The organism is Erwinia sp. 198 (genome assembly GCF_003937915.1).
Lineage (GTDB): Bacteria > Pseudomonadota > Gammaproteobacteria > Enterobacterales > Enterobacteriaceae > Erwinia > Erwinia aeris.
Window position 1 is genome coordinate 188,132 of record NZ_RHUM01000001.1, and the last position, 15,253, is coordinate 203,384.

At 58.1% G+C, this 15,253-nt stretch carries 14 protein-coding genes and 1 riboswitch; of the genes, 8 read left to right on the forward strand and 6 right to left on the reverse strand.

The genetic code is table 11. The annotated features are described in order from the left end of the window. Positions 1-25 precede the first annotated feature (25 nt). On the reverse strand, positions 26-241 hold the full coding sequence (gene rpsU, locus EGK14_RS00900) for a 30S ribosomal protein S21 (protein WP_001144069.1): 216 nt from the start codon (positions 239-241) through the stop codon (positions 26-28). A gap of 303 nt (positions 242-544) precedes the next feature. Here rpsU and tsaD point away from each other — a divergent pair, with 303 nt between their 5' ends. After that, positions 545-1,567, forward strand: a complete 1,023-nt coding sequence (gene tsaD / locus EGK14_RS00905; protein ID WP_125287189.1) for a tRNA (adenosine(37)-N6)-threonylcarbamoyltransferase complex transferase subunit TsaD — start codon at positions 545-547, stop codon at positions 1,565-1,567. Positions 1,568-1,889: 322 nt separating this feature from the next. Here the strand turns inward: tsaD and plsY are convergent, their stop codons facing one another. Then, entirely contained in the window at positions 1,890-2,486 is a 597-nt protein-coding gene (gene plsY / locus EGK14_RS00910) for a glycerol-3-phosphate 1-O-acyltransferase PlsY (protein ID WP_125287190.1), read from the reverse strand. 107 nt (positions 2,487-2,593) lie between these two features. Here plsY and folB point away from each other — a divergent pair, with 107 nt between their 5' ends. After that, the gene (folB, locus tag EGK14_RS00915) at positions 2,594-2,953 is read left to right on the forward strand and encodes a bifunctional dihydroneopterin aldolase/7,8-dihydroneopterin epimerase (RefSeq protein WP_125287191.1); all 360 of its coding nucleotides are present in this window, start codon (positions 2,594-2,596) and stop codon (positions 2,951-2,953) included. A gap of 144 nt (positions 2,954-3,097) precedes the next feature. Next, a complete protein-coding gene (gene bacA / locus EGK14_RS00920) occupies positions 3,098-3,916 on the forward strand; it encodes an undecaprenyl-diphosphate phosphatase (RefSeq protein ID WP_125287192.1) in 819 nt (272 codons plus the stop codon). Between the two features lie 33 nt (positions 3,917-3,949). On the opposite strand, the gene EGK14_RS00925 is transcribed toward bacA, so the two are convergent. Together EGK14_RS00925 and EGK14_RS00930 are read right to left on the reverse strand one after the other, a co-directional pair. Then, a complete protein-coding gene (locus EGK14_RS00925; RefSeq protein ID WP_125287193.1) occupies positions 3,950-5,176 on the reverse strand; it encodes a multifunctional CCA addition/repair protein in 1,227 nt (408 codons plus the stop codon). A 125-nt stretch (positions 5,177-5,301) separates the two neighbouring features. Next, positions 5,302-5,922 carry a TIGR04211 family SH3 domain-containing protein gene (locus tag EGK14_RS00930; RefSeq protein WP_125287194.1) on the reverse strand — a complete coding sequence of 207 codons (621 nt, stop codon included), beginning with the start codon at positions 5,920-5,922 and terminating at the stop codon, positions 5,302-5,304. A 268-nt stretch (positions 5,923-6,190) separates the two neighbouring features. On the opposite strand from EGK14_RS00930, the gene EGK14_RS00935 reads away from it, so the two are divergent. The 3 genes from EGK14_RS00935 to hldE all read left to right on the forward strand — a co-directional run bounded on the left by EGK14_RS00935 (position 6,191) and on the right by hldE (position 11,849). Next, on the forward strand, positions 6,191-7,492 hold the full coding sequence (locus EGK14_RS00935) for an inorganic triphosphatase (RefSeq protein ID WP_125287195.1): 1,302 nt from the start codon (positions 6,191-6,193) through the stop codon (positions 7,490-7,492). Between the two features lie 28 nt (positions 7,493-7,520). Continuing rightward, positions 7,521-10,337: a bifunctional [glutamate--ammonia ligase]-adenylyl-L-tyrosine phosphorylase/[glutamate--ammonia-ligase] adenylyltransferase gene (glnE, locus tag EGK14_RS00940; RefSeq protein WP_125287196.1), complete on the forward strand. Its 2,817-nt coding sequence runs from the start codon at positions 7,521-7,523 to the stop codon at positions 10,335-10,337. 84 nt (positions 10,338-10,421) lie between these two features. After that, positions 10,422-11,849: a bifunctional D-glycero-beta-D-manno-heptose-7-phosphate kinase/D-glycero-beta-D-manno-heptose 1-phosphate adenylyltransferase HldE gene (hldE, locus tag EGK14_RS00945; protein ID WP_125287197.1), complete on the forward strand. Its 1,428-nt coding sequence runs from the start codon at positions 10,422-10,424 to the stop codon at positions 11,847-11,849. A gap of 89 nt (positions 11,850-11,938) precedes the next feature. On the opposite strand, the gene EGK14_RS00950 is transcribed toward hldE, so the two are convergent. After that, positions 11,939-12,238, reverse strand: coding sequence for an accessory factor UbiK family protein (locus tag EGK14_RS00950; protein ID WP_125287198.1), 300 nt, complete (start codon positions 12,236-12,238; stop codon positions 11,939-11,941). A gap of 147 nt (positions 12,239-12,385) precedes the next feature. After that, positions 12,386-12,538: riboswitch (FMN riboswitch) on the forward strand. Between the two features lie 107 nt (positions 12,539-12,645). Here EGK14_RS00950 and ribB point away from each other — a divergent pair. Beyond that, positions 12,646-13,302, forward strand: coding sequence for a 3,4-dihydroxy-2-butanone-4-phosphate synthase (gene ribB, locus EGK14_RS00955; RefSeq protein WP_125287199.1), 657 nt, complete (start codon positions 12,646-12,648; stop codon positions 13,300-13,302). Between the two features lie 205 nt (positions 13,303-13,507). On the opposite strand, the gene zupT is transcribed toward ribB, so the two are convergent. Continuing rightward, complete coding sequence (zupT, locus tag EGK14_RS00960) at positions 13,508-14,272, reverse strand: zinc transporter ZupT (protein WP_125287200.1); 765 nt, start codon at positions 14,270-14,272, stop codon at positions 13,508-13,510. A gap of 191 nt (positions 14,273-14,463) precedes the next feature. Between zupT and ygiD the strand changes: the two genes are divergently transcribed. Then, complete coding sequence (gene ygiD / locus EGK14_RS00965) at positions 14,464-15,246, forward strand: 4,5-DOPA dioxygenase extradiol (protein ID WP_125287201.1); 783 nt, start codon at positions 14,464-14,466, stop codon at positions 15,244-15,246. Positions 15,247-15,253: the final 7 nt, after the last annotated feature.

Consider the following 15,253-nt stretch of genomic DNA (forward strand, 5'->3'; position numbering starts at 1 on the left):
AAGCCTGAGGGCAAGCCCTCAATAATTAGTACAGACGAGTGCGGCGTGCGTTTTCGCGAGCCAGTTTCTTCGCGTGGCGTTTCACAGCAGAAGCTTTAGCGCGCTTACGTTCGGTAGTAGGTTTTTCATAAAACTCACGACGACGAACTTCAGCCAGAACGCCTGCTTTCTCGCAAGAACGCTTGAAGCGACGCAGTGCTACGTCAAATGGCTCGTTTTCACGTACTTTAATTACCGGCATGTAACTCTCACCTCGATAAATTCGGTTTTGTTGCTGACGTCAGTGCCAGCTTGTTTCAAAATGGTGCGGAATTTTACTCCAACACAGGCTGCGTTGTAAAGCACCATAGCATAATGTCTCACCAACAGATGCGCCTGTGCGGCTGCCGGTTTTTTCAGGGCAAGGAGTATACCGTACTCGAAGAGGCGAGGCGATGAAATTTTCCTCTTATCGATCATGGCCATCGGTGGATAACGCGGAAATTTGCCGCAGCGCGAAGCGGCTTCATGTTACACTGCGCGCCGCAAGAATGAGGTAAATGCCATGCGTGTGCTCGGAATAGAAACTTCCTGCGATGAAACCGGTATCGCGATTTACGACGATAACGCCGGATTGCTCGCTAACCAACTTTACAGCCAGGTCAAACTGCACGCCGACTACGGCGGCGTGGTGCCGGAACTGGCCTCGCGCGATCACGTGCGTAAAACCGTGCCTTTAATTCAGGCTGCCCTAAAAGAGGCGGGCCTGCAGGCGCAAGATATAGATGCTGTCGCCTATACCGCAGGGCCTGGCCTTGTTGGCGCGCTGCTGGTCGGGGCGACCATTGGCCGTTCGCTGGCCTTTGCCTGGAACGTGCCGGCGGTGCCGGTACACCATATGGAAGGGCATCTGCTGGCGCCGATGCTGGAAGATAATCCGCCTGCGTTTCCCTTCGTCGCGCTGCTGGTGTCCGGCGGTCATACGCAGCTGATTAGCGTCACCGGCATCGGTGAATACCAGCTGCTTGGCGAATCCGTGGATGATGCGGCCGGCGAAGCCTTCGATAAGACGGCCAAGCTGCTGGGTCTGGACTATCCGGGCGGGCCGATGCTGTCGAAAATGGCGCAGCAGGGCGTGGAAAAGCGCTTTATCTTTCCGCGTCCTATGACCGACAGGCCGGGGCTGGATTTCAGCTTTTCCGGTTTGAAGACCTTCGCAGCGAATACCATTCGTGAAAACGCCAATGACGATCAAACGCGTGCGGATGTAGCCCGCGCCTTTGAAGATGCCGTGGTGGATACGCTGATTATCAAATGCAAGCGCGCGCTGGAGCAAACCGGCTTCACCCGTCTGGTGATCGCGGGTGGCGTCAGCGCTAACCGTACGCTGCGCACCAGAATGGCCGACGTGATGCGAGCGCGGGGCGGAGAGGTGTTTTACGCCAGGCCGGAATTCTGCACCGATAACGGCGCGATGATCGCCTATGCGGGGATGGTCAGACTCAAAGGCGGAACCAGTAACGATCTGAGCGTCAGCGTCCGTCCGCGCTGGCCGCTTGCGGAACTGTCGCCGCTGCAAAACGACTGACGTTAAAGCGGCACAGCTTGCAGAACCGCCGCCGCTACAGCGCGACAGACGGTAAAGCGCCATTGCTCACGGCGATGGCGCGGTTTGTTATTCGACCGGTTGCCCATCAGGCCATTCAGCCAGCCGCCGACCAGAGAATACCGACGACAGCGCTTTCGATCATCCCGCCGATCTGCATTACTTCATACCGTGTTAATTCTTTCATCACATTTTCCTGTCATAAAAAAGAAACCCGCATCTTAAGTGCGGGTTAACGATCTTATTGAATTAACCCAAAGGGCCTAATCCTGCTTTTATATAATTAACAGGATGTTAAGTGATTTTATTTGCGCTTTTTCTTCCAGATTTTAGTTTCCTGGCCGCGCCAGAGACGCTGGATATTGTCATGATGGCGCAACAGCACCAGGCAGGAAAGCATCGCTACCGGAAAAGTCAGTTGCGGTTTAAACCACCAGACATAAAACGGCGCGATTAGCGCGCTGATAATGGCGCCTAACGACGAATAGCCGCTCAGCAGGACGGTCAGCAGCCAGGTACCGGTCATCAGGCCGGTGAGATCCCAGCCAATCGGCGCGATGGCGCCAAACGCCGTCGCCACGCCTTTACCGCCTTTAAACCGGAAAAAGACCGGGTAGATATGACCCAGACAGGCCGCGATAGCGATCAGGCCAAGCCAGAAGGGCGAAAGTCCGTAATGATAGGCCAGCCAGACCGGCAGCATACCTTTCAGGATATCAAACAGCAGGACGAGCAGCGCAGGCGCTTTACCGCCAAGACGCAACACGTTAGTGGCGCCGGGATTGCCGGATCCATTCTGCCGCGGGTCGGGTAATCTGAACAGTCGGCATACCAGGATTGCGCTGGAAATGGAGCCGCACAGATACGCGAAAAGGATCATACCGGGCGCGAATACACTCATAACACCGTTCCGTCTTCAGGGGGTCGTTTTGTTCTCGTCATCCGTGGATAATACGCATAATCCGTCGGAAGTGGTATCCGGCAACCGCAAAAACAGAGACTCGCATCATGGATATTGTATTTATTGAACAGCTGTCGGTTATCACGACTATTGGCGTTTACGACTGGGAACAGACGATTTCGCAGAAGCTGGTGTTCGATGTCGAAATGGCCTGGGATAACCGTAAAGCTGCGGCCAGCGACGACGTCAACGACTGTCTGAGCTATGCCGACGTAGCCGAAGCGATAATCAACCATGTCGCAGGCGGTCGCTTCGCGTTGGTTGAGCGCGTGGCAGAAGAAGTTGCCACCCTGCTGCTGACGCGTTTCCGGTCGCCGTGGGTGCGGATCAAACTGAGCAAGCCGGGCGCGGTAGCGCAGGCGCTTCAGGTTGGTGTAATCATCGAACGAGGGACTATTCCGAAATAAGCGCAATGTGATTGCCATCACGATGAAACCAAACCACATTATGGGCTGTCTGAGGATTGGCCCGCCTTTCTGCGGGCACAATTTTGGCGGTGGCGTACAGCGACCGCCTTTTTAATGGCTTTGATACGGATAGGGGTAGATTTGATGGCAGATATTCATCAGCTATGGGTGGCAGCAATCCTTGGGATTGTTGAGGGGTTAACGGAGTTTCTCCCCGTTTCTTCCACCGGGCACATGATCATTGTCGGTCATCTGTTGGGCTTTGAAGGTGATAAAGCCGATACATTTGAAGTAGTTATTCAGCTGGGATCGATCCTGGCGGTGGTAGTGATGTTCTGGCGTCGTCTGTTTGGCCTGATTGGCATCCACTTTGGCAAAGTGCCGCACGAAGGGACAGGGAAAGGGCATCTGACGCTGATCCACATCCTGCTGGGTATGGTGCCGGCCGTGGTGATTGGCCTGATTTTTCACGATAAAATTAAAACGCTTTTCAATCCCATTAACGTGATGTACGCGCTGGTCGTTGGCGGCGTTCTGCTGCTGGCGGCGGAATATCTCAAACCCAAACAGCCTAAAGCCGTAGGGATTGACGATATGACTTACCGTCAGGCCTTTATGATTGGCTGTTTCCAGTGTCTGGCGCTGTGGCCGGGCTTTTCTCGCTCCGGCGCGACCATTTCCGGCGGAATGCTGATGGGCGTAAGTCGTTATGCGGCCTCCGAGTTCTCATTCCTTCTGGCTGTGCCGATGATGATGGGCGCGACGGTGCTGGATCTGTATAAGAGCCTGGGCTTCCTGACGATGGCCGATATGCCAATGTTCGCCGTAGGTTTCCTCACGGCCTTCGTGGTGGCGCTGATTGCTATCAAGGTCTTCCTGAAGCTAATCCAGCGTATCTCCTTCGTTCCTTTCGCTATCTACCGCTTTATTGTGGCCGCTGCGGTCTACATGATTTTCGTCTAGTCAAAAAAAGCCGGACGTTTGTCCGGCTTCTTTTTAAAGCGGCTCTGCCCGCCAGGCTGCCAGTGCGGCAATACGCCTTCGCGTTAGCTCTTCCCTGACCTCCACGCCTTTGTAACCCGCCGCGACCACCTCTTTGGTCGACACGTTCTGCACAATCGCAAACGCCTTGCGCAGATAGTCGCCCTGCGGGTAAGCATTGTTCTCAAATCCGGTGCGGCCGCGCGCGTCTGCTTCGCTGGTCAGCGCAATTTGCTCCACGCGATGGGGCTTGCGCCAGGCGTCAATGCGATCAAAGAGGGCGACCAGCGTTTCCGGACTTTGTCGCTCGACGGTATGCACTAAATCGTGAAACTCCGTTACCAGCAGCGCCAGATCGCGAATGGCGTTCGGCACGCGCAGGCGCTGGCAAAGCTGCTCCACCAGCGGCACGCCCGCCGGGCCGTGACCATGATGGCTCGGCCATTTTTCCGGCGGCGTCAGCGCTTTGCCGACGTCATGAAACAGCGTGGCGAAACGCACGTCCACTTCATCGCTCAGCTCTGCGGCAATGGCCAGCGTCATCAGCGTATGCACGCCGGTATCGATTTCCGGATGCCATTTGGCCGGTGCCGGCACGCCGTAAAGATTGTCCAGCTCGGGAAAAAGCACGGCGAGGGCACCGCAGTCGCGCAGCACCTGAAAATAGACCTGGGGCATGCGGCTTTCCAGCGCTTTTTCGGTCTCTTTCCAGACGCGCTCGGGCGTCAGCTCGCTCAGTTCGCCGCTTTCCGCCATTGAGCGCATCAGCGCCAGCGTTTCACCGGCAATCACGAAGCCAAGGTGAGCAAAACGCGCGGCAAAGCGCGCCACGCGCAGCACGCGCAGCGGATCTTCATTAAAAGCGGCTGAAACATGGCGCAGCTGGCGCTGTTCGATATCGGCACGGCCATTGTAAGGATCGTAATAGCGGCCCTCATCATCCTGAGCGATGGCGTTAATAGTCAGATCGCGACGCTGCAAATCCTGCTCCAGCGTCACGTCCGGCGCGGCATAGCAAACAAAACCGGTATAGCCGCTGCCGTTTTTGCGCTCGGTGCGCGCCAGCGCGTATTCCTGCTGCGTGTCAGGATGCAGGAACACGGGGAAATCGCGGCCGACCTGCTGAAAGCCGAGCGCCAGCATCTCGGCAGGCGAAGCGCCTACCACCACCCAATCTTTGTCTTTGACCGGCAAATTCAACAGGGCATCGCGTACCGCGCCACCGACAAGATAACTCTTCACTACAGGCTCCCGGACTAAATTTTTCTGGCATCATACGTGAAGTGTAGAAGCTCTCCTACCGTTGTGAAGCGCCTGGCCGGTGGACAAAAAGAGGAGAAGGGCACCGCAAGATGCCCGGCAAAGCCTCAGCTCATCCAGCGATCTTTTTTCTTGCGGCTGGGGATCATATGCGGCAACAGCAAACCGAGCAGGAGACCGACCCCGGCTACGCCGCCGCCATACATAAACCACTGCATAATGATGGTACGCTGCTTGTCATCAAGCTGCACGTTAGCAGCGCTGACTTTTTTCTGCGCCACGATGAGCTCGTTTTTCAGCTTCTGATTTTCCGCTTTCAGGCCGTTGATCACGTCATCACTGCCCGCGACTTTCTTCTGCATTTCCGCCGTGCGCTGGTTCCAGCTGCCGTCGATATTGGCCAGCTTATCGGTCAAATCCTTTACCTGCTGTTCCAGCTGTGGGACGCGAGTGCGCAGGCTTGGCTGCTCACTGAGCTGCGCCAGCGGGATCCATGACGTACGGCCGTTAGCATCCCGGATCTGAGCATAATGCGTATCATTATTGGTCTGTACCAACGCCACTTCTTCACCCGCGTTCAGCGTGCCCGTCAGGCGGTAGCTGTCGCTGGGACCGCTGCGTACCCAGGTGGAAAGTTCGTCTGAAATATAGCGCTTCTCTTCGGCATGAAGCGAGGCGGCAACGCTGAAAGTCAGTAAAGTGAGGCCAAGTAAATGCGTTTTTTTCATTCGGTATCTTTTTTGTGAGTGCGGAAAAAAAAGTAATGGCACAGTCTGGAGATGGCTCGCATAAAGCTGAATGAGAACTATCCTGGACTCGACCTGATGCGCAAAGCGCCAGGAAAAGCGGGACAACCAGGGCGATTGTGCATTACTCTTTTCGTCATCTCTGGCTTGCCCGTTACCAGCGGTTTTCGACTTCGCACTGCATAAAAGCCGAGGCCGCAGGGTATAATCTGGCCTTTGTTGACCGTGCCGCTAATCTGATTAAGAAAATATGACCATAGAAATTGAATTAAAGTTCATTACCACGCCCGAAGGTGCCGAAAAGCTGCCGGCTCGTCTTGCGGCCTGGCCAAACGTGCACAGCGCGCCGCAGAAACTGACCAACATCTATTTTGAAACGCCGGATCGCCAGCTGCGTCGCTGGGATATGGGGCTGCGTATTCGCGGCTTCGGTGACAGCTATGAAATGACGCTGAAAACGGCGGGGAAAACCGTCGGCGGTCTGCATCAGCGCCCGGAATACAATGTAGCCTTGCAAAAGCCCGAACTGGCCATCGCGCTGCTGCCGGCGGAAATCTGGCCGCAGGGCTGTGATGTGGCGGCGCTACAGGCGCAGCTGCAGCCGCTGTTCAGCACTCATTTTATACGGGAAAAGTGGGTGGTTACTTACCTGAATAGCGAGATTGAAGTGGCTTTTGACCACGGCGAAGTGCAGGCGGGCGAGCTGAGCGAGCCGTTGAATGAAATCGAGCTGGAGCTGAAAACCGGCGAACGTGCCGACCTTATGGCCTTTGCGGCTGAACTGGCGGACATGGGCGGACTGCGTTTGGGCAGCCTGAGCAAAGCCGCGCGCGGTTACGGCCTTGCGCAGGGTCAGATCCAGCGCGAGTTGCGCCCGCTGCCAATCCTGAAAGTGAAGCCGAAAGCCACGGTTGAAGAGGGGATGCTGGGCGCTTTTACGCTGGCGCTTAGTCAGTGGCAGTATCATGAAGAGCTGTGGCTGCGCGGCACTCCGGCTGCGCTGCGTGGCATCAACGAAGCGCTGGAAACGCTGCGTCAGGGTTTTGCTCTATTCGGCACGCTGGTGCCGCGTAAGGCCAGCAGCGAACTGCGTCAGAAGCTGAACGAGCTGGAAGAAACGCTGGCGGAGAAAAAGCCGCAGCCGTCGCTCTGTTTTACGCCGCTGTGGCTACAAACCCAGTTGGCGCTTACTAACTGGATAGCGAGCGAGGGCTGGCGTCCGTTTATCGACAGCAAAACCGACAGCAGGCTGCAAGGCTCCTTTAAGCGCTTCTGCGACATCATGCTGGGCCGCGTTTCTGCCGATCTGAAAGAGACGTTTGCCCACGTGCGTCAGACCAGTGAGTATCAGGACAAGCTGACCCGTTTGCAGCGCCAGCTGCTTGCCGCACGTCTGCTGGCCGGGGCCTATGACGAAACCGCCGTGGCGGCCTGGCTGGGCGCGTGGGAACAGCTGGCCCACGCGATTAAAACGCATCAGGAAGCCTGGCTGGAGTCGTATCGCCATCAGGCGCTGAAGCAGCCGGTTTTCTGGAAAAACGGCGGCGCCTGATTTCGACCGCCCTCACAGGGAGTTACCTATGTCGCCTTTGACTTTACCGCCTCTGCCGCCGCTGCTTGCCGCACTACCGGTTACCGCTGACGATCCCGCGCTGCGTGCCGCTATGGCCTTCAGCGATTTCATCAGTGAAAACCTGACGCGCTACCCTGAATGGCAGCAGGAACTGCAGCAAAAGGCACCGGAGCCGGAAGAGTGGCGACATTATGCCGACTGGCTGGCGGAAGAGATGGCGCAGGTCGCGGACGAAGCCGCGCTTATGCGCGAGCTACGCCTGTTTCGCCGCCATATGCTGACGCGTATTGCCTGGATGCAGGCGCTGTCGCTCAGCAGCACCCAGGCAACGTTACGGCAGCTGAGCGTGCTGGCGGAAACGCTGATCGTGGCGGCGCGCGACTGGTTATGGCAGGCCTGCTGCCGCGAGCTGGGCACCCCGGTTAACGCGCAGGGCGAGCCGCAGCCGCTGCTGATCCTGGGGATGGGCAAGCTGGGCGGCGGCGAGCTGAACTTCTCTTCGGATATCGATCTGATCTTTACCTGGCCGGAAAACGGCGTCACCCAGGGCGGGCGCCGCGAGCTGGATAACGCGCAGTTTTTTACCCGACTGGGCCAGCGGCTGATAAAAGTGCTCGATCAGCCGACCATCGACGGCTTCGTTTATCGGGTAGATATGCGCCTGCGTCCTTTTGGCGACAGCGGGCCGCTGGTGCTGAGCTTCGCCGCGCTGGAGGATTACTATCAGGAGCAGGGACGCGACTGGGAGCGCTACGCGATGGTGAAAGCGCGGCTGATGGGCGGCGCGGACGATCGCTGGAGCCAGGAGCTGGAGCAAATGCTGCGGCCCTTTGTCTATCGCCGCTATATCGATTTCAGCGTGATCCAGTCGCTGCGCAATATGAAAAGCATGATTGCCAGGGAAGTGCGTCGGCGCGGGCTGAAAGACAATATCAAGCTGGGCGCGGGCGGCATCCGCGAAACGGAATTTATCGTGCAGGTTTTCCAGCTGATCCGCGGCGGACGTGAGCGCTCGCTACAGCTGCGGGCCTTTTTGCCCACGCTTCAGGCCATCAGCGATCTGCATCTGTTGCCTGGAGAGCAGGCGCTACGGCTACAGGAGGCGTATCTGTTTTTACGCCGCCTGGAAAATCTGCTGCAAAGCATTAATGATGAACAGACGCAAACGCTGCCCGCGGACGATCTTAACCGTGCGCGGCTGGCGTGGGCGATGGGCACCACGGGCTGGCCGCAGATGTACGGCCAGCTGGAACAGCATATGGCCGCCGTACGGGCCATTTTCGACGAGCTGATCGGCGATGACGCGCCGGAAGCGGGCGACAGCAAAGACACGGACGACTATGGCATCCTGTGGCAGGATCGCCTGGAAGAACCGGAGCTGGCGGCGTTGGTGCCTCATCTTACCGCTGAAGCGCAACAGCGGCTGCTACGCGCGGTTGGCGATTTCCGCCAGGACGTGGATAAACGCACCATTGGCCCACGCGGTCGCCAGGCGCTGGATCTGCTGATGCCGGGCCTGTTGGCCGAGGTTTGCCCGCGTGAAGATGCCGACGTCACGCTTGGTCGTCTGACGCCGCTGCTGCTGGGCATAGTGACACGCACTACCTATCTGGAACTGCTGACGGAATATCCGGGTGCGCTTAAGCATTTGATCCGGCTCTGTGCGGCCTCGCCAATGGTGGCCGATCAGCTGGCGCGCTATCCGCTGCTGCTGGACGAGCTGCTGGATCCCGCCACGCTTTACCAGCCCACGGCCACGGATGCCTATCGCGACGAGCTGCGGCAGTATCTGTTGCGCATCCCGGAAGAGGACGAAGAGCAGCAGCTGGAAGCGCTGCGTCAGTTTAAGCAGGCGCAGCATTTGCGCATCGCCGCGGCCGATATTGCGGGCACGCTGCCGGTTATGAAGGTCAGCGATCATCTTACCTGGCTGGCGGAAGCCATTGTGGAACAGGTGGTGCAGCAGGCCTGGCAGATGATGGTGCAGCGCTACGGGCGGCCTTCGCATCTTAACGAGCCGCAGGCGCGCGGCTTCGCGGTCATCGGCTACGGCAAGCTGGGCGGCTGGGAGCTGGGCTACAGTTCGGATCTCGACCTGGTGTTCCTGCACGACTGTCCGGCAGAAGCGGTGACGGACGGCGAGCGCAGCATTGATGGCCGCCAGTTTTATCTGCGGCTTGCGCAGCGCATCATGCACCTGTTCAGCACCCGCACCTCGTCCGGCATTTTATACGAGGTGGACGCACGGCTGCGCCCTTCCGGCGCGGCGGGCATGCTGGTCAGCACCTTCGCGGCTTTTGATGATTATCAGCGTCATGAAGCCTGGACCTGGGAACATCAGGCGCTGGTACGGGCGCGCATCGTTTTTGGCGACGCGGCGTTAAGCCAGCGCTTTACCGGGATCCGCCGAAGCATTCTGTGTTTACCACGCGAGCCGGAAAAGCTGAAAACGGAAGTGCGGGAAATGCGCGAGAAGATGCGCGCGCATCTGGGCAACAGACAAAAAGGGCGTTGGGATATCAAAGCGGATCGCGGCGGCATTACCGATATTGAATTCATTACGCAATATCTGGTCTTACGCTATGCCGCGACGGAGCCAGAGCTGACGAGCTGGTCGGATAACGTACGCATCCTGGCGCTGCTGGCGCGCCACCGCAGAATGAGCGAGGAGGAGGCGTATTCGCTGACCCACGCTTACGTTACGCTGCGTAATGAGCTGCACCGGCTGGCGCTTCAGGCTTTACCGGGCCAGCTTGCGCCGGAGGCGTTCAGCGCGGAGCAGTCGGTGGTCAACGCCAGCTGGCAGCGCTGGCTGGAGGCGTGATCGTGGCGCAATGGGCGCGATTGCCGGCATGTGCTATCATCGCGCGCACTATTTTTTGACTGACTGCAGCCTGGAGTATCTGGAATGAAAATGACGCTGCCCGATTTTAACCGTGCGGGTGTTCTGGTTGTTGGCGACGTGATGCTGGATCGCTACTGGTATGGCCCAACCAGCCGTATTTCCCCTGAAGCGCCGGTGCCGGTGGTTAAGGTGGACAACGTGGAAGAGCGTCCCGGCGGGGCGGCCAACGTGGCGATGAATATCGCTTCGCTCGGCGCCAGTTCCCGCCTGGTCGGCCTGACCGGCGTGGATGATGCGGCGCGCGCGCTGAACGACGCGCTCACCGGCGTTAACGTGCAGTGTGATTTTGTTACCGTCGCCACGCATCCTACCATCACCAAGCTGCGCGTGCTGTCGCGCAACCAGCAGCTGATCCGTCTGGATTTTGAAGAGGGTTTCGGGGGGATCGACGTTGAGCCGCTGCATCAGCGGATCCGCGAGGCGCTGCCCTCCGCAGGCGCGCTGGTGCTTTCCGATTACGCTAAAGGCGCGCTGGACAGCGTGGAAAGCATTATTGCCATCGCCCGCGAGGCGAAGGTACCGGTGCTGGTCGACCCAAAAGGAACCGATTTCGAGCGCTATCGCGGTGCAACCATCCTGACGCCGAACCTTTCCGAGTTTGAAGCCGTCGTCGGTAAGTGCAAAGACGAAGCGGAGATTGTCGGGCGCGGCATGGCGCTGATGCAGCAGTTCGAGCTGTCGGCGCTGCTGGTGACGCGCTCTGAAAACGGCATGACGCTGTTGCAGCCGGGCAAAGAGCCGGTGCATCTGCCAACCCAGGCGCAGGAAGTCTATGACGTGACCGGCGCGGGCGATACGGTGATCGGCGTACTGGCCGCCGCGCTGGCGGCAGGCAACACGCTGGAAGAGAGCTGCTTCCTGGCTAACGCCGCCGCAGGCGTGGTGGTGGGCAAGCTGGGAACGTCAACGGTTTCGCCAGTCGAGCTGGAAAACGCTATTCGTGCACGGCCCGAGGCCGGTTTCGGCGTGATGAGCGAGGCGCAGCTGAAAGAGGCGGTGGCGCTGGCGCGTCGTCGCGGCGAAAAAGTGGTGATGACCAACGGCTGCTTCGATATTCTTCATGCCGGCCACGTCTCCTATCTGGCCAACGCGCGCAAGCTGGGCGATCGCCTGATCGTCGCGGTCAACAGCGATGCGTCCACCAAACGGCTGAAAGGCGAGAGCCGTCCGGTCAATCCGCTGGAAAACCGCATGATCGTGCTGGGCGCGCTGGAAGCGGTCGACTGGGTGGTGGCCTTTGAAGAAGATACGCCACAGCGGGTTATTGCCGATATCCTGCCGGATCTGCTGGTAAAAGGTGGGGATTACAAGCCGGAAGAGATCGCGGGCAGCAAAGAGGTGTGGGCAAACGGCGGCGAAGTGCGCGTGCTGAACTTTGAAGATGGCATCTCCACCAGCAATATCATTAAGGCCATTCAGGCTAAAAGCTGATGAGGACGCGGGCAAAAAAGGCCCGTCCTTAAACCACAAAAGGCGCCGGTTGAACACGGCGCCTTTTTTAAACGGTTTCGCCTTCGGCGTTACTGCATATCTTCCGTTTTCAGCACTTCTTTCGGCATATCCGCTTTCGGCACATCCACGCCACGGCTTTCCAGCTCGGCGATACGGGCTTCCAGCGCGGCCAGCTTTTCTCGGGTACGCAGCAGCACCTGCGTCTGCACGTCGAATTCTTCGCGGTTAACCAAATCCAGACGGGTCAGCTGTGACTGCAGGGTCTGGCGGATTTTCTTTTCGACATCATCGCCAAACTCACGGATCCCTTTTGGCATAGAGTCATGAACCTGACGAGCAAGTTGTTCAATTTTTTTCGGGTCAATCATGGTGGCTTCCTGATAGCGACAAAGTTTCGTTAAGTGTAATGCCATAACTACAAAGGTTAAACCCAAAAACGTGAAAGCGGCAAAATGGCTAACGATTTGCTTATTTTGTTCGTTGCCCTGCTTTTTTTTCGGCGCTATAGTAATCAGGCTTATTCTCAGGGCGGGGCGAAATTCCCCACCGGCGGTAAATCGGCTACGGCTGAAAGCCCGCGAGCGCTTCAGATCTTCCTGGTCTGAAGGTCAGCAGATCCGGTGTAATTCCGGGGCCGACGGTTAAAGTCCGGATGGGAGAGAGTAACGTATCCTGCCGGGTCTACGCCCGCCACGCCGTTATTTTTTGTCGCTGCAAGACACTCCTAAGCTCGCCCTGGTTCTGGTAACCCATATTACACAAAGGATTATTTACCATGAATCAGACGCTTCTTTCTGAATTTGGCACGCCTGAACAGCGTGTGGAACGCGCTATCGACGCGCTGCGCAATGGCCGTGGCGTCATGGTGCTGGATGATGAAGATCGTGAAAACGAAGGCGATATGATTTTCGCCGCGGAAACCATGACCGTCGAACAAATGGCGCTGACCATTCGTCACGGCAGCGGCATTGTTTGCCTGTGCCTGAACGAAGAACGCCTCCGCCAGCTGGAACTGCCGATGATGGTAGAGAACAACACCAGCTCTTTCGGCACCGGCTTTACCGTTACCATTGAGGCGGCGGAAGGCGTGACCACCGGCGTTTCCGCTGCGGATCGCATCACCACCATTCGTGCGGCCGTGGCCGATAATGCTAAACCGGGCGATCTGCATCGTCCGGGCCACGTGTTTCCTCTGCGCGCTCGTGAAGGCGGCGTGCTGACGCGCGGCGGCCATACCGAAGCCACTATTGATTTAGTGACGCTGGCCGGTTTCAAACCTGCAGGCGTACTGTGCGAGCTGACCAACGACGACGGCACCATGGCTCATGCGCCCGAAGCCATCGCCTTTGCGAAACAGCACGCGATGCCGGTGGTGACCATCGAAGATCTGGTCGCTTACCGCCGCAGCCGCGAAACGCGTCAGGCAAGCTAGGCGCATTGCCGCGCTTCTGTACGCATCGCTAATGTCGTGCAGGCGCGCGGCGCGATAGTTTTCGCGCTGCGGCTTTTTCCGCGCCCGGTTCTCCGCCTCACCGGCCTGACAGCGCCCGGCTGGCCCGATAGTGTCTGCTTTTCGCATAGCTGGCCCGATGGGCGCTGGTTTCCACGTGCGGAAAAATTTGCCTCACCGTTGGTCTTTAGCTCAGGCCGGCGCTTTCCAACAGCGTCAGGCTCAGCCCCATTACCGTCATGCCACAGAGTACGCCATAGCTGGGATTCACATCCGGCGCGATATCGCGCGCCAGCGGCATCAGTTCGTCAACGGACAGTGCCACCATGATACCGGCGACGGCCGCCATTACCGCGCCTATCACCAGCGGCGACAGCCACGGCCCCATCAGCATGAAAGCAATAATGCCGCCGGCTATCTCCGCCATGCCGGAAATCCCTGCCCAGAACAACGCCTTCTTTTTCGATCCTGTCGCGGCATACATCGGCCCGGCGACGGCCAGCCCTTCGGGAATATTATGAATGGCTACCGCCAGCGCAATGCCCATACCCAGCTCCAGATCGCTGCTGGCGGTCACAAAGGTTGCGATACCTTCCGGGAAATTATGCAGGCTGATGCCAAGCGTCAGCAGCAGCGCGGTACGACGCAGGTCCTGCGGTGATTTACCCGCCATCAGATCCTGGGGATGATGGTGCGGCAGCAGCCTGTCCAGCGCAAAATAACCCAGCAGCCCGACGATAAACATGCCGTAGCCCAGCAGCGGTGACATTCCCTCCGCCTTCAGCGCAGCGGGCAGCATCTCCATCAGCGAAATCAGCAGCATAATACCGGCGGCAAAGCCCAGCGCAAAAGCCAGCGCTCGCGCCGACGGCTTTTGGCCGATAACGCCCAGAAAGGCCCCGATAAACGTGGCGCCGCCGGCCAGCAGAGTCAGCAGTAAAGGTATGGACACGATCATCTCTCCTGTTCCCGAGAAAGTATAGCCTTTGCTATACATTAGCAGAGAAAAAGTATGTGCAACGTCAGGAAATGTCATTTCCGATCCATCAAATTTCCTGACGATCTTCATCATGCTTATCCGGCTTTCCCGGCGCTAAAAAGAGCGTAACGTATTCGTTATCGCTTTAATGTCCGGAGAGAGTTATGAAATCACTGATGCCCGCGCTTTTTCTGGGCCACGGCAGCCCGATGAACGTGCTGGAAGAAAATGCCTATACGCAAAGCTGGCGCGAGCTGGGGCAGAACTTGCCGCGTCCGAAGGGAATTATTGCTGTCTCCGCCCACTGGTATACGCGCGGAACGGCGGTGACCGCGATGGAAAAGCCGCGCACCATCCACGATTTTGGCGGTTTTCCACAGGCGCTGTTTGATACGCGCTATCCTGCACCCGGCTCGCCTGCGCTGGCGAAAGAAATAGCGGACGCGCTGGCGCCGGTTGAGGTGGTGCAGGATCAGGCGTGGGGGCTGGATCACGGCGCCTGGGGCGTGCTGATAAAAATGTATCCGCAGGCCGATATCCCGGTGGTGCAGCTTAGCGTGGACGGCACCAAACCCGCCGCTTACCATTTTGCACTGGGCCGCAGGCTGACCGCGATGCGCGAACGCGGCTACATGATTGTCGCCAGCGGCAACGTGGTGCATAACCTGCGGATGGCAAGTCGGGACGACAGTGCGAAACCGCACGGCTGGGCTGTGTCATTCAATCACTACGTGCGTGAGCATCTGGCCTGGGAAGGGCCAGTGGAAGATCATCCACTGGTTAATTTTATGCAGCATGAGGGCGCGGCGCTTGCTAACCCAACGCCGGAGCATTATCTGCCGCTGCTTTACGTTCTGGGCGCGCGGGAGCCGGGCGAAACCATTTCCGTGCCCGCAGACGGGCTGGAAATGGCAGCAATCAGCATGCTTTCGGTACGGGTAGGATAAGATCCGC

Excerpts from the sequence above, each read along its gene's own strand:
- folB (WP_125287191.1), top strand. The coding sequence starts at position 2,594 with ATGGATATTGTATTTATTGAACAGCTGTCGGTTATCACGACTATTGGC.
- EGK14_RS00935 (WP_125287195.1), top strand. The coding sequence starts at position 6,191 with ATGACCATAGAAATTGAATTAAAGTTCATTACCACGCCCGAAGGTGCC.
- plsY (WP_125287190.1), bottom strand. The coding sequence starts at position 2,486 with ATGAGTGTATTCGCGCCCGGTATGATCCTTTTCGCGTATCTGTGCGGC.
- glnE (WP_125287196.1), top strand. The coding sequence starts at position 7,521 with ATGTCGCCTTTGACTTTACCGCCTCTGCCGCCGCTGCTTGCCGCACTA.
- tsaD (WP_125287189.1), top strand. The coding sequence starts at position 545 with ATGCGTGTGCTCGGAATAGAAACTTCCTGCGATGAAACCGGTATCGCG.
- rpsU (WP_001144069.1), bottom strand. The coding sequence starts at position 241 with ATGCCGGTAATTAAAGTACGTGAAAACGAGCCATTTGACGTAGCACTG.
- bacA (WP_125287192.1), top strand. The coding sequence starts at position 3,098 with ATGGCAGATATTCATCAGCTATGGGTGGCAGCAATCCTTGGGATTGTT.
- EGK14_RS00930 (WP_125287194.1), bottom strand. The coding sequence starts at position 5,922 with ATGAAAAAAACGCATTTACTTGGCCTCACTTTACTGACTTTCAGCGTT.
- ygiD (WP_125287201.1), top strand. The coding sequence starts at position 14,464 with ATGAAATCACTGATGCCCGCGCTTTTTCTGGGCCACGGCAGCCCGATG.
- hldE (WP_125287197.1), top strand. The coding sequence starts at position 10,422 with ATGAAAATGACGCTGCCCGATTTTAACCGTGCGGGTGTTCTGGTTGTT.
- EGK14_RS00950 (WP_125287198.1), bottom strand. The coding sequence starts at position 12,238 with ATGATTGACCCGAAAAAAATTGAACAACTTGCTCGTCAGGTTCATGAC.
- ribB (WP_125287199.1), top strand. The coding sequence starts at position 12,646 with ATGAATCAGACGCTTCTTTCTGAATTTGGCACGCCTGAACAGCGTGTG.